The sequence below is a fragment of the Novosphingobium sp. genome (genome assembly GCF_031417815.1).
Taxonomy (GTDB): Bacteria; Pseudomonadota; Alphaproteobacteria; order Sphingomonadales; family Sphingomonadaceae; genus Novosphingobium.
On the sequence record NZ_JANOWI010000056.1, the window covers coordinates 1 to 22977 of the forward strand.

The window sequence follows — 22977 nt, forward strand, 5'->3', positions numbered from 1 at the left end:
ATCACAAGGAGTTCAAGGACGACGGCATCACCGTCACCTTCCGCCGCCAGAACACCTACAACGCGGCCAGCCAGGTGCTCACCGAGGCGACCAGCGGGACCGCTGGCGCGTCCACCACCACTTACAACTACGGCATCAATGAAATTACGGTGACAGTGCACTTAATTCAAGTATGAGAGCACTTGCAGGCCGCTAAGTGAAAGCGAGCTCCTTGAGCACGTGACCAACTTCTTGGGTCACGACCCAAAACCGAAATTACGGTGACAGTGCACTTATTTCAGAATCACGGTGACAGGTCCGTAAACCCCCAATTAGCCTCCCGCCCTTTCCTACACCCGAAATTACGGTGACACGTCCACATTTACCCATAAATCTATTGCTACGGTCGCCCGGGTTTGCCTGGGGCAAGCTGCTTGCCGGTGTTCGTCTCCATGTCCTACAACCACTGCACCGATCCGTCTGGGAATTACGGTGACAGGGGCAACAACCCCTAAACTCCAAACTTTCCTAAATCCCTGCAACTTGCGACACTCAGGCCTCGCTCTTTCCCATCGTCGCATCCCGGCACAAGCCGGACAGAGATTCACACCGCACCGCACCAACGCGCCGCGCATGTACTTCATCAACTAACCCGGCCACTCAAACGCACCCGATCATCCTGAGCCTGCCGAAGGGCGCATGGTGATTCCACCCGCTTCAGCCCCCTCAACCTCCCCAGATCGCCTACACCGGCACCACCACCGAGCATTATGGCTATGACGTCGATGGCTATTTCGACAATGCCGCTGGCAGGCACGTACGGCGATGCAGGGCGTGATGCGGCCGGGCGGCTTATGTGGAATCGCCGCTTTTGCCCGGCCGATAGTCCTGCTAGGCGCGCGCGATGCTTAATCTGAACTCTATCACGGTTCGCCTGGGCGGGCGGACGATCATCGACGAAGCCACTGCCAAGCTGCCGCCGCGCGGGCGGATCGGGCTGATCGGCCGCAACGGGGCTGGCAAGTCCACGCTGGTGCGGGTGATCGCCGGGATGCTCGAACCCGATAGCGGCGATGTCGCCATGCCGCGCGGGGCCCGCATCGGCTATGTTGCGCAAGAAGCGCCGGGCGGCGATGCCTCGCCGTTTGAAACCGTGCTGGCGGCCGATACCGAGCGCGCCGCGCTGATGGCCGAGAGCGAGAACGGCACCGATCTCCACCGCCTGGCCGAGGTGCATGAGCGGCTGCTCGCGATCGAGGCCTATTCGGCGCCGTCGCGCGCGGCGCGCATCCTGATCGGGCTGGGCTTCGATGAAGCTGCGCAGCACCAGCCGTTGGAAAGCTTTTCGGGCGGCTGGCGAATGCGCGTTGCGCTGGCCGCGCTGCTGTTTTCGCAGCCCGACCTGCTGTTGCTCGATGAGCCCAGCAACCACCTTGATCTTGAAGCAGTGCTGTGGCTGGAGGATTTCCTGCGCAGTTATCCGGCCACGATCCTGCTGGTCAGCCACGAACGTGACTTCCTCAACAACGTGGTCGATCACATCCTGCACCTGTCGGGCGGCAAGCTGACGCTCTATCCGGGCGGCTATGACGAATTCGAGCGCCAGCGCGCCGAACGGCAGGCCCAGATCGCCTCGGCCCGGGCCAAACAGCAGGCCCAGCGCGAGCATCTTCAGGAATACATCGCCAAGAATTCGGCCCGCGCTTCGACCGCCAAGCAGGCCCAATCGCGCGCCAAGGCACTGGCCCGGATGCAGCCGATCTCGGAACTGATCGACGATCCGTCGCTGTGCTTCGATTTTCCCCAGCCGGACGAGCTGCGCCCGCCGCTGATTACGCTCGATCTGGCGGCAGCCGGCTATGGCGAAGTGCCGGTGCTGCAGCGCCTCAACCTGCGGATCGATCCCGATGACCGGATCGCGCTGCTGGGCCGCAACGGCAACGGCAAGACCACGCTGGCCCGGCTGCTCGCCGCGCAGCTGACCCCGATGGACGGCGCGATGACCGCCAGCAGCCGGATGCGGGTGGGCTATTTCACCCAGTACCAGGTCGAGGAGCTCGACCGCAGCGAAACCCCGCTGCAGCACATGACCGTGACCATGCCCGGGGCCAGCCCGGGGGCGGTGCGCGGGCAATTGGGCCGGTTCGGGTTTTCGGGGCAAAAGGCGACGACCCAGGTCGGCAAGCTATCGGGCGGGGAGCGGGCGCGGCTGGCGCTGGCGCTGATCACCCGCGATGCGCCGCATCTGCTGATCCTTGACGAGCCCACCAACCACCTCGATGTCGATGCGCGCGAGGCGCTGGTTCAGGCGCTCAATGACTATACTGGCGCGATGGTGATTGTCAGCCATGATCGCCACATGCTGGAGATGACGGCTGATCGGCTGGTGCTGGTCGATGGCGGCACGGCGCGCGACTTTGACGGTTCGATCGACGATTACATCGCCTTCGTTCTGGCCGGTGATCCTGCCACGGCCGGCAAGGGTGACGGTGCGCGCGGGGTCAACAAGAAGGACCAGCGCAAGGCCGCCGCCGAAGCCCGCGAAAAAGGCCAGGCGCTGAAGAAGCGCGCCCGCGCCGCCGAGGCCGAGCTTGGACGGCTAACCGCCGAACGCGGTGCCATCGATCTTGCCATGTTCGATCCGTCCGCCGCCACCGCCGCGCTGGCGAAGCTGGCAATGTCCGAACTGATGAAGCGCCGCGCGGAAATCGAAGCGCAGATCGAAGCGGCCGAGGCAGCCTGGCTGGAACTCAACGAAACGCTTGAAGCGATCGCGGCATAAGCGGCGAAAACACCGCTCGCCGATTGCAGGCGATCAAAGGTATGGCAGCGGGTTGAGCGGCTGGCCGCCCCGGCGGATCTCGTAGTGCAGGTGCGGGCCGGTGGAAACGCCGGTCGAGCCGACCAGCCCCAACTCCTGTCCGCGCGCAATGTTGGTGCCGGCGCTCACATCGATCCGCGAGAGATGTCCGTAAATCGTCACGACTCCGCCGCCGTGATCGATTGCCACGCACAGGCCATAGCCGCCGCACGAGCCCGCCGTGGCGACGATACCGGCCGCCGTGGCCACCACCGGACTGCCATAAGGCGCGATCATGTCGATCCCGGCATGGAACCGGGTGCCGCCGTAGACCGGATGCCAGCGCGAACCGAACCCGCTTGAGATGCTGTTAAAACGCACCGGTGAGCCCGACGGGGTGCCGATCACCGGTCCGCTGGCTGCCGGATTGCGCGCCAGGCCCGAACCGCGACGCGCGGCCGGCCGCGCACCAACCAGCCGGATCGGGGTCCCTTGAAGATCAAGTCCGCGCCCGAACGTCACGCTGTTGGTGGGGGCATCCGGCTCATCCAGATCCAACGCCGCACCGTCGGCCCCGCCCGCCTGCGCCGATTCGGCCGCATCGATATGGGCGACCGCAAGCGTCGTCTGGGCGGGCACCACATCGCGGGCGAGCGGGGCTGCGTCAGCCAGAAGCGCACTGGGCAGTACCGCAGCGACCATGGCTGCAAGAAGAATGCGGCGGCACGGTGTCATACGGCCACCCCGCTTTTGGCAAAGAGCGCGCCTGCCGCGATCGCCACACCGAACGGCAGCATTGCCCGATCAGGATCGTTGGCATCGGCCGGTTTTGGGTGCCAACGTTGCAACGCCAGCCAGACGATTGCCAAAGCGCCCCCGGCCAAGGCAACCGCAATCAGAAGCTGCATCGCGCTGCCAAGCGGAAACCAGCAGGCCACCGCGGCATAATACTTCGCATCGCCGCCGCCCAGCCCGCCGAGCATGAACAGCCCCGCCCCCACGGCCAGCGCCAGCGCACCGTGCATCAGCGCGCTGCCCGCCCCGGCCATGCCGCCCAGCGCCAGCATTTGCGCCAGACCGGCCCCCGCAACCAGCAGGCAAAGCCAGTTGGGCAGGCGCCGATAACGCAGATCGGACCAGGCTGCGAAGAGCCCGGTCAGCGCCAGTGCCGCAAGGCCAAGAGGCTGGCCAAAGAAACCGGCTGCGCCCACGGCGATCAGGTGCGCGTTTGCGCTGGCTTGCCGGAATCACCTGCCGGTGCCGCGCCCGAAGGCATCGTGCGCATGTCGATAGTCTTGCGCTTGGGAACCGGAGCCGCCTTTGGCGTAGCGTCGTTGCCGGCAACATCGGCGCCCTGGGCTGCGGCTTTGGGCGCTGCCACGGCTGGCTTGCGCCGGGTCACCACTTGCACCGAAGCCGCCCCGGAGCAATCGCGCGCAGATGGCCGCGACGAGGCGCAGCCCTGGCGCTGCGCGCGCCGCGTCGACGCCGCAGGGGCGATGCCATCGGCAGGCGGCAGGGTAACGATGCTGACCTGATGCGGGCCGGTGCTGTGCAGCCGCCCGGGCACCGGAGCAGCGACGTTGCTGGCCTGACGGGTTGCAGCTGCTGGCGTCGGCGCGCGCGGTGCCTGGAAATCGGGCGTCATGTCGAGCGTGAACTGCGGCGATTTCACCAGCCGGTCGAGATTGTTGGCATAGACCGCGCTGGCCGGATCCGACATCGTTGCCTTCTTGAAGAAACGATAGGACAGATCGGGCCGGCCGATCCGCGAATAGGCAACGCCAAGTCCGTTGTAGGCCGGGGCTGGCGCTTCGCCGGTTGCCAGTGCCAGGTTGAACGCCTCGATCGCTTCGCCCGGACGCCCGCTGCGCAGCAGTGTGCGGCCCTTGTCGGTGTAGAAGTTGGCCATCGCCTGGGTGGTTCGCGCATCACCGCCGCGATGGCCGAGATTGAGATTGCCCAGAAACTGGCATCCTGAAAGCAGCACGGCCGAAGCCAGCACGATTGCCGCCCGCTTGCGATTGATAGTCATACTATCCCCCTCCTGCCATAATTGGCCCGATTTTCGTGATCATCCGGATTATCGCCGGCAGCATCAGCACACCGATCATCGTTGGCAGCATGCAGGCAACCAGCGGGATCGACAGCAGCACCGGCAGCCGGTGCGCTTTTTCTTCGGCCCGCATCCGGCGCCGCTCGCGCATTTCGGCCGAATACGTGCGCAGCGTCTGGCCGATCCCCGAACCCAGTCGGTCTGACTGGATCAGCAGTGTGGCAAAGGACCGCACTTCATCGACCCCGGCATCGTCAGCAAGCCCGCGCAGCGCTTCTTCGCGCGAGGCCCCGGCCCGCAGCCGCAGCGTGGCCGTAGCGATCAGTTCCGAAACCATCGGCTGCGCAATGGTCATCTCGCGGGCAACCCGGTCAAGCGCGGCTTCCAGACCGAGCCCCGCTTCGACGCAGATCAGCATCAGATCGAGCGAATCGGGAAAGCCATTGGTAATCGCCGTTTCGCGCCGCGAAGCCCGGGCGCGGATAAAAAGCGCCGGCAGGAACAGGCCCGCGCTGGCGAGCAGCGAACCGACAAGATATAGCCTGAGGATCGATATCGTATTGCCCAAGGCCAGCGAAAGCAGCACGAACAGCGCCGGCAAGGCAACGATCAGGCCAAGCCGGACCAGCGTGTACATGCGCGGGGCCAGCGGCGAAGTGAACCCTGCCGCACGCAACCGGCCGCGCAGAACGTCTTCCCCTTTGGTGTCTTGAAGGCTGAGCCCTGATCTTTCGATCCGGTCAATCAGCTGGTTCCAGATGCCATCGGTGCGCCGCCTGAGCGAAGCATCCTGCACCAGCCCGGTCCCGCGATCCGCGATCTGGCGCAGTTCGCCGCGCACCGTGATCCGGCTTTCGATGAATGACAGCGCCACCATCGCGGCGATCACGACAATCGCAAAGATCAATGCCAGGATCATCAGCCGGGCAAACGGGGTGGAGGCGATGAGATCAATCATTGCTCAGACTTTCAGATCGATCATGCGGCGGATCATGAACACCCCCAGCGCATAGTTGAGCAGCAGGCCGGTGAAGCCGTACACAAAGATCGGATCGCCCGCGACTTCGAGGTAGAAGCTCGGATTGAAGGTGAACAGGACAAGGATCGTGAACACCGGCAGCGCCGAAAGCATCCACCCGCTCATCCGCCCTTCCGAACTGAGCGCGCGGACCTTCATGTAGATGCTCATCCGGTCACGGATCACGGCTGAAAGGTTGCTCAGCACCTCGGCAAGATTACCGCCGGTCTCGCTTTGCAACGACAGCGAAACGACGAACATGCGGATGTCCTGCAGATCCCAGCGATCGGCCATTTCGAGCAAGGCATCGGTCAGCGGCAACCCATAGGCGACCTGATCGGACACCAGCCCGAATTCGCTGCCGATCGGATCTTCCATCTCGGTGGTCAGCAAATCGATGGCCGACGCAACCGGGTGACCGGCGCGCAAGGCGCGGGTAAACACATCGAGCGCAACCGGGAACTGTTCCTCCATCCGGCGCCGGTGCTTTTCCATGCGCCGCCGCACGTACAGCAGCGGAATGATCACCGTGAAGGCGAACGCGATCACAAAGGTCAATTCCAGAATGCCGAACGTAATGGTGCGGCCGCTGGCCCAGGCAAACAGCAGGATCACCGAACAAAGCGCGACGAAGCCCAGGCTGCAGCCCAGCGCCAGCGTCTGCGGTTCGACCCGCAGGTCGGCCAGGCGGACCATGCGCTGGAACCGGTAATACAGCCGCTCGGGCAGTGTGGCATCGGCGGGCAGGCGATCGGGCACGCCCTTGCGCAGAATATCGATCACATCGTCGCTCGACGTACCCGCCTTGAGCAGTTCGAGGCGGCGATTGACCGCACGGCGTTCGGACCTGCGGTTGAAGCGGCTGCGCAGAAACGCCTGCGACAAAAGGAACACCGTCGCGAACGCGAAGATCAGGATAACCAGCCTGATGATGATCGCGCTCATTCCCCGGTCAAGTCCGTACGGGGGTTGAAGATCGACGATTCAAGCTGAATCCCGGCCGCATGCAGCTGGGTGAAGAATTTGGGCCGGATCCCGGTGGCCTCGTACCGCCCTTCGACCTCGCCATGATCGCCGCGCCCGGTGATGTTGAAGCGGAAGATTTCCTGCATGGTCACGGTATCGCCTTCCATGCCGGTCAGCTCGCTGAGGCTGATCAGGCGGCGGCGGCCGTCGCTGAGCCGCGCGATCTGGATCACCACGTTGATCGCCGAGGCGATCTGGGCGCGGGCTGAACGTTGCGGAATGTCGATCCCGCTCATCCCGATCATCTGTTCGATCCGCGAGAGGGCATCGCGCGGGGTATTGGCGTGAACCGTGGTCATCGATCCATCGTGGCCGGTGTTCATCGCCTGAAGCATGTCGAACGCCTCGCCCGAACGGCATTCGCCCAGGATGATCCGGTCGGGCCGCATCCGCAGCGCGTTCTTGACCAGATCGCGCTGGTTCACCTCGCCGCGGCCTTCGATATTGGGCGGGCGGGTTTCAAGCCGGGCGACGTGTTCCTGCTGCAATTGCAGTTCCGCCGAATCCTCGATCGTCACGATCCGCTCGCGCTCGTTGATGTACGACGACAGCGCGTTGAGCAGCGTGGTCTTGCCCGAACCGGTACCGCCCGAAATGATCACGTTGAGGCGTGATTCCACGATCGCGCTCAGCACCGGAGCAATCTTTGCCGGGATCGAACCCAGACCGATCATTTTTTCCATGCTGATCGGGATCTTGGAAAACTTGCGGATCGAGAGCAGCGAACCATCGATCGCCAGCGGCGCAACGATGGCGTTGACACGGCTGCCATCGGCCAGACGCGCATCGACGAACGGCGAGCTTTCGTCGATCCGGCGGCCGACCGCCGAAACGATCTTCTGAATGATCCGCAGCAAGTGCTTTTCATCCTGGAACCGCGTTCCGATCCGTTCCAGCAGGCCGCGCCGCTCGACAAACACGGTGTCGTGGCCATTGACCAGGATGTCGGTGATCGTCTCGTCCTTGAGCAACGGTTCGAGCGGCCCGAGGCCCAGCAATTCGTCGAGAATATCCTCGACCAGCGTCGCCCGCTCGGTGCGGTTGAGCGCCGCGCCGTCTTGTTCGAGCAGCTCGGTGATGACTTGCGCCACCTCAACCCCGATGCGTTCACGCGGCAGATTGTCCAGCGCGGCAAGGTTGATCCGTTCGATCAGCTGGCGGTGGGTGCGCACCTTGAGGTCGACCAGCCACGCCTCGTTGCCGGTGCTGCTCTCGGCATTCGTGGTCACCATTGCGGTGGCCGGCTTAGCCGCGGCTGCAGCGCCGCCTGCAGGTTTGGCCGGAGCCTTGAGGTTCCAGGCCGCCATCATTCTCTCCCGAACGGCAGGCGTTCGTGCACCTGCTTGGCAATGGCGGCAAGATCGGTACTGAAGCGACTCTTGCGGCTCACCTCGCCCACCAAGACGCCCTGTGTCTGCGCGGATTTCAGGTCTTTCTCCTCGATCGGCAGGCTGCCCAGCACATCGCGTTGCAGCGTATCGGCCACGTCTCCGAGGTCGATCGATTTGAACATGCGCTTTTCAACGCGGTTGACCACGATCGCGATCCGGCTGCGTTCGATCCCCACGCTTTCGAACAGCTCCAGCCGGCGCTTGGCCTGGCGCAGGCTGCTGACCGACAGTTCGACCACCATCACGATCAGATCGGCCCGCGCGATCGCCGAAAGCGACCAGTTGGTGATATCGGACGGCATGTCCATCACCACCCCGGCATAGAGCTGGCGCATCGCCGCGATGATCTTGATGACCTGATCGGTATCGACGCTTTCGATCGGCTCGATCGTGGCTGGCGCGGCGAACACTGCAAGGCCCGCGTCGCTTGGCCGCGCCATCGACTGGACCAGATCGAGGTCAAGCCGCGCCCCGGCGGCGAGGAGATCGGAGATCGAACCGCTGCCGCGGCTGCCGATATATTCGGCAACCGTGCCCGACTGGAGATCGAAATCGGCAATCGCGATGGTGCCGTGGCCGCCCAGCTGCTGATGCAGATCGGCGGCAAGGTGGGTGGCGACCGAGGTTGTCCCGACCCCGCCGACCGACTGGACCACGGCGATCAGCGGTGCCTGCGTCACATTGGCGCGGGCGGCGGCCTGGGCCGCCTGCAGCGCGCTCAACGCAACTTCGGTCAGCTCGTCGAGGCGGAACGGCAAAGACACCACATCCGATACGCCTTCGCGCACCAGCATCCGCACCAGCGGGATCGACGAATTGGCGATCGCAGCGATTTTGGGCAGCGCCGGATGGCTGCGGCCAAGATCGGCCAGCCGGGCCAGCGAGCGCGGTTGGTCGGGATCGATCTCGACCACCAGCACCTTGGCCGATGCCGCCAGTTCGACCGGAATCGGATCGCGGTTGTCACACGGATAGAGCACCAGGCCGGGCACGGCGGCCCGAGAAATATCGGCAAGGCTTTCCGGGGTTGCAACGATAAGCATGCCCTCGCAGGCCTTCATGGCTGTTCCTTCGTTCGTGAAGTTCATGAAATTTTCGGTACCCATAGTCTTCCTGACCTAATTGGACGTCGTACCGCTGCCATCCTCCATTGGCAGCGTGTAGGCGAATTGCGGGAGGTTGACGTTGACCGCAAAAATCAACGTCGAGGCGGGAGCAAATTGCATGTTGCGCAGGCTGACCGTGGTCAACGGCGCGACATCGGGGCCGTTGGGGTCGCCGGCAAAGCCGAGCCCCGACCAGGCATAGGTGACGACGACATTGGCCGCGGTAATATCGGGGTTGATCTCGCGCATCCGCGTGACCAAGCGATTGAATACGGCGGAATCGGCCGTGTACGGGAAGTTGCAGGTGCCAAGGCAGGTGCAGCCGGCATTATCGCAGGTGACGCCCGGAAACAGCGTGGCATTGACCGGTGTCCCGGCCGGCAGCCCGCCCGACGTGGCGAAGCTGTAGGAATAGAGCCCGCTGGCGACCATGTCGGTCGTCACCGCCCAGCGGGCACCGATCTGGGTGGCCTTTTCCGACATCGCCACCGCCCAGGCATAGCGGCCGACATCGATCGTGCCGATAATCGCGATCAGCAACACCGGCACGATCAGCGCAAATTCTGCGGCTGCGGCGGCGCGGGTATCGCGCAGGAGGGCAAACAGGCGCGTCACAGGCCGATCACCGGGCTTTGCGCCGCAGCGCCGATCTGGACCGTCGCCTGGGTGAAGCCCAGGGCCTGCATCATCGAAGGATAGGCGAACTGCGTGCGCACCGTGACCCGCGGGGCATTGCCGCCGGTGCTGTTGTAGATCCCGCCAATTGCTGTGGCGCAGCTGACCGTCACCGTCACGTCCCCGTTGACCCAGTTCGGAACCTGGGCGTTGCCGCCGGTCAGCTTGCCGGTGCGGGCGAGGTTCTGGATCGTTGCCGTGCTGCCGGTGAAGGCATTGCCGGGGCAGGTGAACTGGCTGCGATCAAGCCGTGCAGCATAGCGCGCAGCATCGCGCACGCCCTTGATCACGCGGTGTTCGCAGACCAGATACCAGGCGCCCTCGAAGGTGGCGAACATCATGGTCAGCACCAGCGGCAGGATCAGCGCCATTTCTGCGGCAGCAGCGCCGCTGGTATCGGAACCAAGATGAAAGCGCCGCCGCATCGTCATTTCACCAGATACGGCACGTCGCGCCGCACCAGCTGTGCCGCACTCGTCCCGCCGCCCAGCGTGGTTGCGCCGACGACTTCGATGTAAACATCGCTGCCCTCGGTGATCAGCGTGCCCCCGCCGGTTGAGCGGCGCACCGCCGGCTCGGTCAGGAACACGTCGACAAATTTGATCGGCTGGACCGGATTGTTGAGGTTGGCACCATCGCAGTTGACGATCGCGACCGACAGCACGCGGCGATCGATCTGCGCGGTACCCACCGGAATTCCGGGCGTGCGGCAATAGGGCTTGGGCCGCGATGTGCCTGTTGCGCCGCCGCCGCCGCCGCTGCTGGCCCCGCCACTGCTGCCGCCGCCGGTACCGCCCTCGTTGACCAGCCGCGTTCCCGAATTGGCCGCTTCATAGCGATAAACCTGATAACGGCTCGGCGTGGCTGTGCCCAGGGCGGTCGTGTAATCGAAGGTGCCGGTGCCATAGGCGTTGGGATTGCTCTTGAAATAGGCGGCGCGATCCCAGGCACCGCTGCCAACCCGCCCGTCGCCGCAATTTCCGGTGGCGGACCAGGCGTGGCACAGATCGCGCGGATAACCCATCGGCGAGAGGTTGGCCATTTCGCCCGCGGTCATGTTGCGCGCCACCCCGCTCGTCGTCGGCGCGATATAGGGATTGGTGGATACCTGCCAGCCGTTGCCGTTGCCGTTGGTGAAGGCGCAATTGTTGGTGCCGCCTTTGTGGACCACATCCTTGCGGCTGTTGTCCGAAGGCGGACACAGGCTGCCATCGGCGTTGCAGGTGGCGTTGATATCACCGGTGTAGAGATCGAACCGGGTGTTGAGCGCATCAAGCACCGTCACCTGTGCGCCAGTTTTGGTCTGGATCGAATCCACGCTGATGCAATCGCCCGGCGGGTCAACCCGGCCCAGCGCTTCCTTGATCGCCGGAACCCCGTTTCCGCCATTATTCTGCAGATAGCCGAACTGGCCGCTGCCGTATGGCGCGCCGCCATCGTTGACCGTCAGGCGGATACCCTTGCCGATATAGTCGGCGGTGGTGAACGTCGGATCGCTCGACTGCTTGGGGTTGCACATGAAGACCGGCGGGACCTTGCAGATCGATGATCCCAGCCCGGCCATCGCCGCGGCCTGCGAAGATCCGATCAGCAAACCGGTGATCGGGGTAAATGCGTAGTTGGCCGTCCGCGCGTCGACCAGAACCGAGATGAAGCGGGCATTTGCGTCGGTAGTGGCTGCAGTAGCGCCGTTCTTGTCCTGATAGAAGCGGACGTTGCCAGTTGCATCGCACGCTGCTTCGTTCGCGATGGTGATCGTGTTGGCGGAATTCGCAACGATCGTTTTGTTGGTTACCAAATTGATCGCCTGGGTGGCCGCGCGTTGGCAGGCATTGGCATTGCCATCAAGCTGGGTCGCCCCGGCCAGCGCGGCCTGATCGGCACCGTTCTGCAACTCGCTGTCCATCGCCGCCAGCCGGCCATAATCAAAGCCGACCCCGGCAATCACGATCAGCGCGCTGAGCGAGAGCGCATAGGTCGCCGCGGTCGCCCCGGCTTGGTCCCTTGCGAACCTGATGATCGGCGAACGTTGCATGGCGCGCCTCCCCTATGCCCCCTCAGTTACTACTACTGGCCGAAACGCCGCCGCCAGACGCGCGTCCGACCGACGAAATTGCCGACCCGGCGGGCGCCTTGACCTTGCCGGTGCGGTAGCGTTCGATCGCGCCGGCCACTTGCGCGCCGCTGGTCTGGCCGAACGGCGTATCGTATTCGGGCGCCGGATCGATGATCTGGGCCTGCAGCGTCTGGCGATAGGCTTCGCCAAAATTGTCCTGCCCGGCGGGTAGCCCACCCGGGGTGGCACAGCCGCCCAGCGCCAGCAGCACGGCTGCCGGAAGGGCAATGGCAAAAGGTTTAGAAGTCATAGTCGTCTTCCTTTCGCACTGGATCAGCCTGGGCGGTAACCGGCTGCTTTTCTTTCTGCTTGCCCTTGGGCTGATCGTTGTTCTGGTTGAGCTTCGCATCGGGCACCGGCGCGCCCACCGGCGGCAGTTCGCGCGGTTGATAAGGCTGGCCCAGCAGGAAGGTCTGCGCATCGGTCGGATCGGCCACCCGGTCGGTTGGCAGGCGCACCTGCCCCGGCTTGATCGGCGCGACAAGATGCGGCGTGACTACAATCAACAGTTCGGTTTCGCCCTTCTGATAACGGGTCGAGCGGAACAGCGCGCCAATGATCGGCAAAGATCCCAGCACCGGCAGCTGCGAAATGCTGACTTTGGTATCGCTTTGCATCAGCCCGGCGATGGCAAAGCTTTCACCATCGCGCAGTTCCAGCGTGGTGTTGACCCGGCGGGTCTTAAGACCGGGTACCGTAATGCCGTTAATCGTCAGCGATGCAGTCGGATCAATCTCGCTCACTTCAGGCTCGACGATCATGTTGATCGTGCGGTCCGAAAGCACCGTCGGGGTGAACGCCAGGCTGACCCCGAAAGTCTTGAACTCAACCGTATAGGTCGCGCTGTTGTTGCCGCCACCGCCCGATTGCGCGACGGGAATGGGAAATTCACCGCCCGCCAGGAACGATGCCCGTTCGCCCGAAAGCGCGACCAGCGTCGGTCTGGCCAGCGTGCGGGCCAGCCCCTTGGTTTCCAGCGCGTTGAGGATGCCCGAGATGCCCAGCCCGCCGATGTTGAAGGCGCCGGTGAAGATCCCGGCCTGGCCGATAATCGAATCGAGCTTGAGCACGCCGATCCCGGTGGTGGGATCGGGTATCAGGCTGGAACCACGCCCGGTAACGCCCGAGAACCGGCCGTTCGAGCTATCGCCAAAGGCGCTGAGCCCAAGTTCCTTGCCGGTCGAGCGATCGACTTCGGCAAATTGCACTTCGAGCATGACCTGCTGGGTCGAACCCACGCTGATCATGTTGACCACTTTGTCCCCGCCAAAGGTGCGGGCCAGCTGCAATGCGCGATCGACCGAGGCCGGGTTCGAGACCGTGCCGGTCAGCACGATCGAATCGCCTGAGATGTGCGCTTCGATCGCTTCACCGGGCAGCAGTTCGCCCAGGGTGGTCTGCAGCGTTTCGACATCGGGGCCAACCGCCACGTCCATCACCGCGATCACCCGGCCGCGGGCATCATACAGCGTCAGGCTGGTGGTGCCGGTTTTCTTGCCCAGCACATAGATCGAGCGATCGGTCAGCGGCAGGATATCGGCAATCTCGTCGTTGCCGATCATCGCCTTGGCGATCGGGCGATCGGCGTTGACGATCTGGCTTTTGTTGACCGGAACTTGCAGCGTGCCGGCGTGGATCGATTGATCGGTCTGCGCGCCGGCCGGAAAGGTCAGGGTGGCGGCCGGCAGCGCGAGGCACAATGCGGCCAGGCGCACTCGATAGGCCTTAATCGCCATAGCGAATTCCTTCCACGGATAGCTTGGTCCCACGCACGATAACCATTGTCGGACCGACAAAGGGCGGCAGGGTATTGGCTTGCGGACGCGATCCGCCCGGTATCGGCGCACGGTAGGCCACTTGCGGTGTGCGGCGCGGCATGGTCTGTGCCGGAGTGCCCGGGCCTCGGCGGATGTAATAACCGCCAGCGGTAATATCGCGGCCCACGACCGTGCCCTTGGGCCCGGTGGCGGTATCGGCGACATTGCGCAATGCCAGAGTGAGCACACCCAGCTGCTGCGCCAGCGCCAGCTTTTGCGCATCGCGCGAACTGACCTGCAGCGTCGCGGTTTTGCCGATCGCGGGCGCGGTCTTGTTTTCGCTGGATTCCTGATCGATTGCCAGAACCGGAACGGCTTCCAGCACCACATCGGTCATCTTGTCGCTTTCGGTCGTGCCCTCGCCCGGGATCTTGCGGGTCAGGATGACATCGACGACATCGCCCGGGCGGACGAACCCGCCAGCACCAGTGACTTCGCTGATCGGCACCGAGAAGGCCAGCTGGCCGACCGGAAGATTGGCGGACAGCGTCGCGCGCCCGTTTTCGCCGGAAACCTTGGAGGCCAGGATCGGTTCACCCGCGACAATCGGGCGCAGCGCGACACGGTTCTTGGTGGCCGCCTCAAGCGAGGTGAAGGCGCCATCGGGCACCGAGCTGGCGGGCCAGCTGACCATCTTCACGTTCTGCGGCGAGATCGGATTTCCGAACGCCAGCTCCTGGTTGGCGACAACCAGCTGGACCAGGCGCTTTTCCTCTGCCGCCCGTTCGTTGTTCTCCTGAACGCCGCTGAAAACACCGTTGATGATTAGAACGGCCAAAAGGCCGATGAACACGGCCCCTCCGATAACGATAAGATTGCGCGATTTCATGCCGCCCCCCAGACCCTGAAACAGGAATTGGATGGGGATGCGGGCACCAGCCCGCACCCCCGCCCATAGGTCGTCAGAACGTGACGGCGGCCATACGCGCCGCAGCGCGGGTCAGCACCGAAGCAATCGAGTTGCCGAAAATCAGCGCCGAAGCGGCGATGGCCGAACCGATGATCGCCAGGATCAGGGCATATTCGGCGGCAGCAGCACCCTTTTCATTGATGCGCAGGTCTTTGATAAGCTTCAACATGGTATTTCTCCTAGATCGTGGCGCTTCAGAATGAACAGCAAACGCCTCGTCAGTTACAGTGGCCAAATGGCCGATAAGTGCTGCCACCCTCAAAACAATCAGATGGCAGAAGTCATCCCGCCCCGGCTTTAGGCCGGGTATGACCGGGTTCACGAGCGCTAGCCCGGTCCCCCGGTCAGGTGATTAGAACGTGATGAGCGCCATGCGGGCAGACGCACGGGTGAACACCGAAGCGATCGAATCGCCGAAGATGAGCGCCGAGGCGGCGATAGCCGAACCGATGATCGCAAGGATCAGGGCATATTCGGCAGCAGCAGCACCCTTTTCATCATTGGCAAGGACCTGCAGACGGACATAAAGATTCAACATGGTATTTCCCCTATGCTCTGGCCCCGAAATGCCGGGACCTTTATTGACTATGATGACGCCTTGGTATTGTACCGAAACGTCAATCACCGTGGAGCGTACTGGAAACGGCGCGACCCTATTTTGTTTATAAATCCAACGACATCGCGCCGGATCCTTCGCACCCTTTCCACGGGATGCCCTTAAAATGTCACAGCCAGACGAGAGGTCAAAGGCTTTATGTCAGGAATTTTTTAACAAAGAATAACAACCCGTTAACCATAAAGTCTGTAAAAAATGTGCGTTAACGGCGGTGCAGACTTGTATATATGCGACACCCCTCAGCACACTACCCGGCTGCGCAAGTGAGTCGTTTTGCATGGAACCGGGCGGGCATTTGATGGTTTGTTAACCACGCGGTGACGATAATGCGCGCGCCGGCTTGAACGGCGAACCAGCCAAGGGGCATGATGTGATAGTCCAGTTAACAACCCAGACCTGGTCGAAACTGTGCAACCTGGCGCTGGCGAAATCGCGTGATGTGATCCGGTTGATCGATCGCCATCTGCCGAAAATCATCGCCGCCTGGGCTGTGCTGGTCGCCATAATGGGGGCAACCAAGCTGGTGCGGTTGCATCAGGCGATGGATCGGCCCTTGCCGCTGGCGGTGATCCTGCCGCTGGCCGCAACCTATCTGCTGATCGCGCTGACCCCGCTGGCCGCCTGGCAGATCGTGTCTGGCGCCTTCAACACCGAAAAGTCCCTTTCACGCCCCAGCTTCAGCATGGCCGTGGCCGGTACCTGGCAGCGGCTGACCCGGGCCGAGGCGCTGCGCCGCGAAGGCTACGGGATCGAAGGCTTTCTGGCTTCGCTGGTGGCGGGCATCGTCCTGTCGATCTTTGTGCGGCTGGGCCAGTATGCGCTGGCCATGCCGGCCGTGCCGCTGCAGGGGCCGGACTGGGCGGTGGCGCTGTTCACTGCGATGACCGCCGATCTGCTGATCATGACCTTCCTCTATTCGACCTGCCTGGTAATGGCGCTGCGCGGTGCGCCGCTTTTCCCGCGGATGCTGCTGTATACCTGGCTCTACGATATCTGCATGCAGCTGGGAATTGCGCGTTATGCGATGAGCGTGGCTTCCATGCCTGCCGAAATCGCGCCTGCGATGCAGCCGTTCCTGGATGGCAACATCAAGAAGGTGCTGATCAGCGTGGCGATCTGGCTGCCCTATCTGCTGCTGTCAAAGCGCATCAACCTGACCTTCCGCCACCGCGTGGCCATGGCCTGAGCTAATCCCGCCTGTCGGTCGGGTCTTTAAGTCCTCTGGTGCCGCCGCAACTGGCCTGCGCTGCCGAAGTGCCAAGTTCGTGGCAATCGCTGGTTTCCGATCGGGTCTGGCGGGTCATTTCGTCGCTGATCCCTTTGAACACCGATGACAGATGCGCGGGCGCCAGCGCGGCAATCTCGCGCTGCGCTCCGATCGTATCGGCTGCGCGGCCTTCCAGCGTTGCCGCCACGCTTTCCTTGCCGATCACACCCACCGCCGCGCACAGGTAATCCTCGCCCTCGTGGCCGATTTCATCGACTTCGGACCAGACCAGGCTGGTTTCCGCCGATTCCTCGCTGACATGGGCGGTGAAGGTGCAAGTGGGCTTGCCGTAGCGGCTGTAAGTCCAGACAACACCATCACTGCTGCGCGCAACGGCCATCCGGGTCCCTGAAAGCCCCAGCGGCATGTCCATCAGGTTGGCGGCGGAGCCCATGTTGTACAGCATCGTCGCGGCAGAATCGCGCGGCATCTCCACCACCGTGCCGAACAACTGCCCGCAGCCGCCCAGCAGCGGCAACAGGCTGGCGAGCATCCCAAACGCCTTGTGCATCGGCCCCCTGCCTCCTGTCTGGTCTGACACGGCAATCATTTCACGGCATCGCGCCGTTGGCAAGCGGGGTTCAGGATATGGCGACAGCGGCGCAATGCTGCGCGATATACGCGTCATGCTGCGGCAAACCTTGCGCCGCACGCACCAGTGCGCCCTGCAACTTGAGCAGGTAATCGCCGTGATCGGTCCCGCGCAGCGGCAGCAGCGGATCGGTGCCTTGCGGCATGTTGCCCTGGCCGATATGCACCGCCAGCCAGCTGGGCGGGCCGAACAGATCGGCATCGCGCTGCACCAGGCGGCCATGCTTGCGAAAATGCTCGATCTTCCAGGTGACCGTATCGGGCACATCCATCGCCCCGCAATAGCGCCACAGCGCGCTGTCGGTGCGGCTGGTCAGCTTGTAGTGCAGGATGATGAAATCGCGGATCCGTTCAAATTCGCTGATCGCGATGCGGTTGTATTCATCGGTCACCAGCGGATCGAAATTGCGATCGGGGAACAGCGCGATCAGTTTGGCGATGCCGGCCTGGATCAGGTGGATCGAGGTGCTTTCGAGCGGCTCCATGAACCCTCCCGACAGGCCGATCGCCACCACATTGCGGTTCCAGAACAGGTTGCGCCGCCCGGTGACGAACGACAGCTTGCGCGGTTCGGCCAGCGGCTTGCCATCAAGGTTAGCCATCAAGGTAGCAGCGGCTTCGTCATCGGAGATGAATTGACTGCAATAGACATAGCCGTTGCCGGTGCGGTGCTGCAGCGGGATGCGCCATTGCCACCCGGCCGCGCGCGCGGTGGAGCGGGTGTAGGGGGTAAATTCGCCCGCCTTCTCGCACGGCACCGCCATCGCGCTATCGCTCGGCAGCCAGTGGCGCCAGTCCTGATAGCCGGTTTCGAGCGCACCTTCGATCAGCAGCCCGCGAAAGCCCGAGCAATCGACGAACAGATCGCCCGCCACCTGCCGACCATCCTCCAGCGTGACATGGGCGACCCGGCCGGTTTCACCGTCCAGCTCTACGCCGCCGATCTTGCCTTCGATCCGCACCACATCGCGCTGCTCCGAATAGCCGCGCAGGAACCGGGCATAGAGCCCGGCATCGAAGTGATAGGCATAGTCATAGGTGGAAAGGACGCTGCGCGGGTCTTGCAGCGGCGGGGCGAACTTGCCGCGGCTGGCGGCGGCCCAGGCCATGCACAGCTCATCCAGTTCGGGCGCCGCGCCCTTGGCCCGCGCCGCCAGCCAGTACTGATGCAGCGGCAGGAAATCGAAATTGCGACCATAAGTGCCGAACGGGTGGAAATAGCTGTGATCCAGCGCCCCCCAGTTGTTGAACTGGATCCCCAGCTTGAACGAACCTTGCGTGGCTTTGAGGAAATCATTCTCCGCAATGCCCAGCACATCGTTGAAGGTACGGATCGGCGGGATGGTCGCTTCACCCACCCCCACGGTGCCGATCTCGTCGCTTTCGATCAACGTGATCGAGCAGCCGGTGCGGATCGCATTAGCGAGCGCCGCGGCGGTCATCCACCCGGCGGTTCCGCCGCCAACGATCACCACCGAACGGATCGCATTGTCACTCTGCATGAATTGGTTCCTGATTTGCGGGACGGCGGATATCGAAGGCGATCACCAGCCGTTCGCCGTGATTGAACGGCACGGTAGAATGCCACATGGTCGACGGGAATATGGCCAGCCGGCCCGGCGCGGGTCCGATTGTGCAATAAGGCGCTAGCGCAAGACCAAGCTCAGGCGGCGGCGTGCCGAACGCAATGTGTCCGGCTGGCGGAGCACCCATCTGCGCGGCATCGGGCAGGGCAACATAGAACGCGGTCGAAAGCCACCCCATCGCGTGGGTGTGCGGCACGTTGTGGCCCTGCTGTTCAAGCCTTACCGACCAGCTCCCCTCGATCAGTAAGTCTTGATCGCGCGGCTGCCCCAGCAGCGGATGGCGCGGATCGGGCCTTGGCAGCGCGGCCACATAGTCGCGGATCATATCCAGCAGCCGCGCCTTGATGCTGCGCAGTTCAGGCTCATGACGCAGCAATACCGAACGATCGGTCTGGGTGCCGCCGCGCACCGATTGTTCGATATAGGGCTGTGCCGCGGTGTGGAGGCCGCGCAGAACCGCGGCCAGGGCCGCCAGTTCGTGCGCCGAAAGCCCGGCTTCGTGGCTGCGGATCAAGGCCTCAGGCTGGTCCAGCCATTCGGCGCGGGCATCGCCCATCAGCCGCCAGGCCAGCGACAGGTAGGGCCAGTAGAGCGCCGCTGAGGGCCCTTGGCTGAGCGGCAAGGCCTCGGCCTCGGCACATTTCGCCTCGCCGCTACGCAGCGCATGGCGGATCCGGCACAGGCTGGAAACGTCGCCGCGAATGTGCGCGGTGGCGGCGATCAGCCCGGCGGCATTTTCGGCCCCGCTTTCCACCGCCACGAACAGCCGCGATACGGCCAGTGCCGGGGTCTTGCCAAGATGGCGCTCGGCCTCGTCCAGCACCGCCAGCGCGCCCGGCCAATCGCGCGCCTGGGCCAGGTTGCGGAACCAGGCCAGCCACAGCGCCGCGTTGTAGGGGCGGGCGCGGCAGGCCTGGCCAAGCGAATCGGAAAAGTGCGCCTGTTCTCCCGCAGTCCATTTCAGCGTCGCCAGCGCCTTGTGCCCGTCCAGCCAGTCAGGTTGGCGGGCGAGCTGCGTTTCAAGCAAGCCGCGCGCCGCGTCCCCCAGCCCTTCCGACATCAGCGCCAGGGCGTGGTTTCGGGCAGTGCCCAGATGGCCGGGGGCCAGTGCGGCAGCCCGCGCGAACAGGTCAGCTGCGGGATGGCCCAATTCATAGCGCGTCTGGGCAAGGCCGAAAGCAAGCCCGGGATCGCCCGGAAACCGCGCCGCCGCTTCGCCGAACAGCGCGTCGGCCGCATCGTGCTGCTGCGCGCCCAGCAAGGCAAACCCCTGGCGGCGCAGTGCAGCTGGATCGGGCAGCGGGGTGCTCATCACGCGGTTCCTGCGACCTTGCGGCGATGCTGTCGAGAGGTGTTCACGCAAAAGGGGAAGCGATCCGCAGACCACTTCCCCAATTGCGACCCTTGCGGGGCAAACTTCGCCTTAGAAGCTGTACTTGATCGACGCGGTCCAGGTCTGGCCAAGCGCCGGAGCGGTGCCGATCACCGCCGGGTTGACCGAAAGATCAGCCACCCCGCCGCTGCCGCGCAGGTCGTAACGGTTGAACACGTTGTAACCCTGCACGCCCAGTTCGAGGCTGGGCAGCGGACGCACCGCCAGATTGACGCCCAGGATCACACCGCCCGGATAACTGCGTCCGGCATCATCGATCACGTTGGTCTGGCCGGTGGCATTCATCCCGACCGTAACCGCTTCGCCCACATCGTAGCTGGCCTGCACCGTGTAGATCAGGTTGGGCATGTACGGCGCGCGGGTATAGGGCGTCGGTGTGCCGGTGCTGGTCACGCCCGAGCGGGTGGCCTTCGTGTAGGTAGCGTTCCCCACCAGGCTGAAGCCGCCGCTGCGATAGGTGCCGAAGAATTCAAGCCCGTAGGACTTGTAGCGGGCATCGATCACGCAGCCGCCCGAGCCGCCGGGGCAGCGCGTGGCCGAAAGTTCGAAGGTCGACTGCTTGAAGCTGCCCTTGAGCGCGGTCAGTTCGATCGTGTAGCGACCGCCCAGGCCATCGCCGCGGGTCTTGAGGCCCAGTTCGTACTGGCCCACGAAGTCAACCGAAGGGGTGACGCCGTCCGAGGCGCAGCCCAGCGTGCCAGCCGCAGCCTGTGCGCTGGTGCACAGCGAACCATCGCTGGCGATCTTGCCGCCGAAGGTTTGCCGATCGCCGTTGAAGCGGCCGCCGCGCGAGGCACGGACGAACAGGCTGGTATCGCGGCTGACCTTCCACAGTGCGCCGCCAGTCCACGAGGTGTAGCTGCGGGTGTAGTTGAGCACTTCGCGGGTGCTGTTGCTGGTGATCGCCGGGATCAGGACACCGTTCGAATTCACGAGGAATTCGCTGCCGCCCTGGGTGCCGCCGCCCGATGCCTTGACGCTTTCAAAGCGAACCGAGCCATCGAGGTTGAAGTCATCGCTATCGAGCTCCAGCGCAGCGTAGGGTGCGGTGTTGGTGTACGACAGATCGTAATCACGCGCGCAGCAGTTGCCCCAGTTGTTGTTGTAACCCGAAATGCCTTCCTGGGTCAGCTTGTTGCCGGCCCCATCATAGAGATCGAGCTGCGAGGGGTTGTTGCCGCTCAATTCGCGCAGGCTCTTGTTGACGTGCCAGTCCATCGCGATCTTCTGGTTCATATAGAAGAAGCCCGCGCGCGCCGTCACCTTGGCCGAACCGCCGGCATCGAATGTTGCGGCCAGCTTGAGATCATTGGCGAGGCTGCCGATATCGCGGATGTTGGTGCGCACGTTGACGTTGTTATCAACATAGGTGCCGGTAAAGACCTGGCCGGCATTCGGGCCCGAAGCATAGCGGGCCGAAGCCACGACACTGCCGTTGACGCAGCTGCCGACAACGCCATTGGCGCTGTAGGTCGACGGCGCGGTGCAGGCGGTAAAGCCGACCGGGACCGGGCTGGTGTTGAGCCTGCGACCGACGTTCTGGAACGGCGCGGTGAAGCTGCCGCTCATGTCGGTCCAGCGCATGGAGTTGTCGACCGTGATGTTGCTGTCGAATTCATAGTGGAACTGCGCCCCGACCGAGGTGGCCTTGGTGCTGATCCCGTCCATCGAGACACGCTCAAGCTGGCCACTGCGACCCAGGATCAGGAAGTTCTGGTTGTAGATCGAGTAGTTCGAATCCTTGCGGCCATCGAAGCCCGGGAACGGCGTGACGTTGGAGAAGGCACTGCCGTTAAGCGTCGCGAGGGCCGGCGCGCCGGTATAGTTCGGTTCCTTGGTATCGGCGACCTTGAACAGCAGGCGGAAGAAGCCATTGCCGTCAGCGAATTCCTTGGTCAGGTTACCCTTGATCTGGAACGAATCCGAGACGTTGAAATCGGCATGGAGCGGGCCGCGGCCGGTCTTGAAGTAACCGCCGACGCTGAACCGCAGGCCTGTGCCCAGCGGACCACCAATGCGGAAATCGACCTTGGTTTCGTCGTAATTGATGCCCTTGGACAGACGGACCATGCCGCCTTCCTTGTTGCCGGTATCGCTGATGTAGTTGATCACCGCGCCGGGTGCCTGCGAGGCATAGGTGGTCGAACCGCCACCGCGGACCGATTCAACCCGGTCAACCGTGGCGTCATAGTGGGTCCAGTAATCGTTGTTGCCGAACTGGATATCGCCGAACAGCACTGTGGGCAGGCCGTCTTCCTGGATCTGTACAAAGGGCGAGCCGCCGGTAGCGACGGGAAGTCCGCGCACCGCGATGTTCGAATTGCCGCCCGGGCCCGAGGTGCCGGGCACCTGGATCCCCGGAATCATGCGGAACACTTCGGCTTCCGATGATGGGTGCATGTTTTCGATCACCGAATTGTCGATGCTGGTCACCGAGACCGAGCTGTTGAGCTTGGTCTTGTTGCCGCCCGATGCGGTGACGACAATGTCGCCCAGTCCATCGTCGCTGGCTTCATCGGCCGGCGGCGCATCCTGCGCCATGGCCGGCACGGCAAACATCGCCGCGGCCGCGATCGCAGCTACGGACACGCAATTGCGCACTACGGACTTTTTCATAGGTCTCCCCTCCA

General features: G+C 63.7%; 21 protein-coding genes. 2 read left to right on the forward strand and 19 right to left on the reverse strand.

Going from position 1 to position 22977, the window contains the following annotated elements; genetic code table 11:
• Window positions 1-883: 883 nt before the first annotated feature.
• Window positions 884-2761, forward strand: a complete 1878-nt coding sequence (locus RMN99_RS13910) for an ABC-F family ATP-binding cassette domain-containing protein (RefSeq protein ID WP_309623926.1) — start codon at window positions 884-886, stop codon at window positions 2759-2761.
• Window positions 2762-2794: 33 nt separating this feature from the next.
• Here the strand turns inward: RMN99_RS13910 and RMN99_RS13915 are convergent, their stop codons facing one another.
• The 15 genes from RMN99_RS13915 to RMN99_RS13985 form a co-directional block, all read right to left on the reverse strand.
• Window positions 2795-3514 (reverse strand): M23 family metallopeptidase, encoded by a 720-nt coding sequence (locus RMN99_RS13915; protein ID WP_309623927.1) that lies wholly within the window; start codon window positions 3512-3514, stop codon window positions 2795-2797.
• Window positions 3511-3990 (reverse strand): prepilin peptidase, encoded by a 480-nt coding sequence (locus RMN99_RS13920; RefSeq protein ID WP_309623928.1) that lies wholly within the window; start codon window positions 3988-3990, stop codon window positions 3511-3513. Before RMN99_RS13920 ends, RMN99_RS13915 begins: the two co-directional genes overlap by 4 nt.
• 5 nt (window positions 3991-3995) lie before the next feature.
• Window positions 3996-4814 carry a hypothetical protein gene (locus RMN99_RS13925; protein ID WP_309623929.1) on the reverse strand — a complete coding sequence of 273 codons (819 nt, stop codon included), beginning with the start codon at window positions 4812-4814 and terminating at the stop codon, window positions 3996-3998.
• A gap of 1 nt (window position 4815) precedes the next feature.
• On the reverse strand, window positions 4816-5793 hold the full coding sequence (locus tag RMN99_RS13930; RefSeq protein ID WP_309623930.1) for a type II secretion system F family protein: 978 nt from the start codon (window positions 5791-5793) through the stop codon (window positions 4816-4818).
• Between the two features lie 3 nt (window positions 5794-5796).
• Entirely contained in the window at window positions 5797-6798 is a 1002-nt protein-coding gene (locus tag RMN99_RS13935) for a type II secretion system F family protein (RefSeq protein ID WP_309623931.1), read from the reverse strand.
• Window positions 6795-8186, reverse strand: a complete 1392-nt coding sequence (locus RMN99_RS13940) for a CpaF family protein (protein ID WP_409035257.1) — start codon at window positions 8184-8186, stop codon at window positions 6795-6797. The genes RMN99_RS13935 and RMN99_RS13940 overlap by 4 nt, the downstream gene beginning before the upstream one ends.
• Window positions 8186-9313, reverse strand: a complete 1128-nt coding sequence (locus RMN99_RS13945) for a pilus assembly protein CpaE (protein WP_309623932.1) — start codon at window positions 9311-9313, stop codon at window positions 8186-8188. The genes RMN99_RS13940 and RMN99_RS13945 overlap by 1 nt, the downstream gene beginning before the upstream one ends.
• A gap of 75 nt (window positions 9314-9388) precedes the next feature.
• Entirely contained in the window at window positions 9389-9991 is a 603-nt protein-coding gene (locus RMN99_RS13950) for a pilus assembly protein (protein WP_309623933.1), read from the reverse strand.
• Entirely contained in the window at window positions 9988-10476 is a 489-nt protein-coding gene (locus tag RMN99_RS13955; RefSeq protein ID WP_309623934.1) for a TadE/TadG family type IV pilus assembly protein, read from the reverse strand. The genes RMN99_RS13950 and RMN99_RS13955 overlap by 4 nt, the downstream gene beginning before the upstream one ends.
• A gap of 2 nt (window positions 10477-10478) precedes the next feature.
• Complete coding sequence (locus RMN99_RS13960; protein ID WP_309623935.1) at window positions 10479-12086, reverse strand: pilus assembly protein; 1608 nt, start codon at window positions 12084-12086, stop codon at window positions 10479-10481.
• A gap of 22 nt (window positions 12087-12108) precedes the next feature.
• Complete coding sequence (locus RMN99_RS13965; protein WP_309623936.1) at window positions 12109-12417, reverse strand: hypothetical protein; 309 nt, start codon at window positions 12415-12417, stop codon at window positions 12109-12111.
• Window positions 12407-13903 (reverse strand): type II and III secretion system protein family protein, encoded by a 1497-nt coding sequence (locus RMN99_RS13970; RefSeq protein ID WP_309623937.1) that lies wholly within the window; start codon window positions 13901-13903, stop codon window positions 12407-12409. Before RMN99_RS13970 ends, RMN99_RS13965 begins: the two co-directional genes overlap by 11 nt.
• Entirely contained in the window at window positions 13893-14813 is a 921-nt protein-coding gene (gene cpaB, locus RMN99_RS13975; RefSeq protein ID WP_309623938.1) for a Flp pilus assembly protein CpaB, read from the reverse strand. Before cpaB ends, RMN99_RS13970 begins: the two co-directional genes overlap by 11 nt.
• Window positions 14814-14886: 73 nt before the next feature.
• Window positions 14887-15063, reverse strand: coding sequence for a Flp family type IVb pilin (locus RMN99_RS13980; protein ID WP_309623939.1), 177 nt, complete (start codon window positions 15061-15063; stop codon window positions 14887-14889).
• A 183-nt stretch (window positions 15064-15246) separates the two neighbouring features.
• The gene (locus tag RMN99_RS13985; RefSeq protein ID WP_309623940.1) at window positions 15247-15432 is read right to left on the reverse strand and encodes a Flp family type IVb pilin; all 186 of its coding nucleotides are present in this window, start codon (window positions 15430-15432) and stop codon (window positions 15247-15249) included.
• Window positions 15433-15850: 418 nt separating this feature from the next.
• Between RMN99_RS13985 and RMN99_RS13990 the strand changes: the two genes are divergently transcribed.
• Complete coding sequence (locus RMN99_RS13990) at window positions 15851-16696, forward strand: hypothetical protein (protein WP_309623941.1); 846 nt, start codon at window positions 15851-15853, stop codon at window positions 16694-16696.
• Between the two features lies 1 nt (window position 16697).
• Here the strand turns inward: RMN99_RS13990 and RMN99_RS13995 are convergent, their stop codons facing one another.
• The 4 genes from RMN99_RS13995 to RMN99_RS14010 form a co-directional block, all read right to left on the reverse strand.
• Entirely contained in the window at window positions 16698-17288 is a 591-nt protein-coding gene (locus RMN99_RS13995) for a hypothetical protein (RefSeq protein ID WP_309623942.1), read from the reverse strand.
• A gap of 70 nt (window positions 17289-17358) precedes the next feature.
• Complete coding sequence (locus tag RMN99_RS14000; RefSeq protein ID WP_309623943.1) at window positions 17359-18870, reverse strand: tryptophan 7-halogenase; 1512 nt, start codon at window positions 18868-18870, stop codon at window positions 17359-17361.
• Window positions 18860-20266 (reverse strand): putative 2OG-Fe(II) oxygenase, encoded by a 1407-nt coding sequence (locus tag RMN99_RS14005; protein ID WP_309623944.1) that lies wholly within the window; start codon window positions 20264-20266, stop codon window positions 18860-18862. Before RMN99_RS14005 ends, RMN99_RS14000 begins: the two co-directional genes overlap by 11 nt.
• Window positions 20267-20377: 111 nt before the next feature.
• Entirely contained in the window at window positions 20378-22963 is a 2586-nt protein-coding gene (locus RMN99_RS14010; protein ID WP_309623945.1) for a TonB-dependent receptor plug domain-containing protein, read from the reverse strand.
• Between the last annotated feature and the right edge of the window lie 14 nt (window positions 22964-22977).

Coding starts and splice junctions, on each gene's coding strand:
- RMN99_RS14005 (WP_309623944.1), bottom strand. CDS start 20,266: ATGAGCACCCCGCTGCCCGATCCAGCTGCACTGCGCCGCCAGGGGTTT.
- RMN99_RS14000 (WP_309623943.1), bottom strand. CDS start 18,870: ATGCAGAGTGACAATGCGATCCGTTCGGTGGTGATCGTTGGCGGCGGA.
- RMN99_RS13945 (WP_309623932.1), bottom strand. CDS start 9,313: ATGCTTATCGTTGCAACCCCGGAAAGCCTTGCCGATATTTCTCGGGCC.
- RMN99_RS13930 (WP_309623930.1), bottom strand. CDS start 5,793: ATGATTGATCTCATCGCCTCCACCCCGTTTGCCCGGCTGATGATCCTG.
- RMN99_RS13985 (WP_309623940.1), bottom strand. CDS start 15,432: ATGTTGAATCTTTATGTCCGTCTGCAGGTCCTTGCCAATGATGAAAAG.
- RMN99_RS13960 (WP_309623935.1), bottom strand. CDS start 12,086: ATGCAACGTTCGCCGATCATCAGGTTCGCAAGGGACCAAGCCGGGGCG.
- RMN99_RS13965 (WP_309623936.1), bottom strand. CDS start 12,417: ATGACTTCTAAACCTTTTGCCATTGCCCTTCCGGCAGCCGTGCTGCTG.
- RMN99_RS13940 (WP_409035257.1), bottom strand. CDS start 8,186: ATGGCGGCCTGGAACCTCAAGGCTCCGGCCAAACCTGCAGGCGGCGCT.
- RMN99_RS13935 (WP_309623931.1), bottom strand. CDS start 6,798: ATGAGCGCGATCATCATCAGGCTGGTTATCCTGATCTTCGCGTTCGCG.
- RMN99_RS13910 (WP_309623926.1), top strand. CDS start 884: ATGCTTAATCTGAACTCTATCACGGTTCGCCTGGGCGGGCGGACGATC.
- RMN99_RS13970 (WP_309623937.1), bottom strand. CDS start 13,903: ATGGCGATTAAGGCCTATCGAGTGCGCCTGGCCGCATTGTGCCTCGCG.
- RMN99_RS13980 (WP_309623939.1), bottom strand. CDS start 15,063: ATGTTGAAGCTTATCAAAGACCTGCGCATCAATGAAAAGGGTGCTGCT.
- RMN99_RS14010 (WP_309623945.1), bottom strand. CDS start 22,963: ATGAAAAAGTCCGTAGTGCGCAATTGCGTGTCCGTAGCTGCGATCGCG.
- cpaB (WP_309623938.1), bottom strand. CDS start 14,813: ATGAAATCGCGCAATCTTATCGTTATCGGAGGGGCCGTGTTCATCGGC.
- RMN99_RS13955 (WP_309623934.1), bottom strand. CDS start 10,476: ATGCGGCGGCGCTTTCATCTTGGTTCCGATACCAGCGGCGCTGCTGCC.
- RMN99_RS13925 (WP_309623929.1), bottom strand. CDS start 4,814: ATGACTATCAATCGCAAGCGGGCGGCAATCGTGCTGGCTTCGGCCGTG.
- RMN99_RS13995 (WP_309623942.1), bottom strand. CDS start 17,288: ATGCACAAGGCGTTTGGGATGCTCGCCAGCCTGTTGCCGCTGCTGGGC.
- RMN99_RS13915 (WP_309623927.1), bottom strand. CDS start 3,514: ATGACACCGTGCCGCCGCATTCTTCTTGCAGCCATGGTCGCTGCGGTA.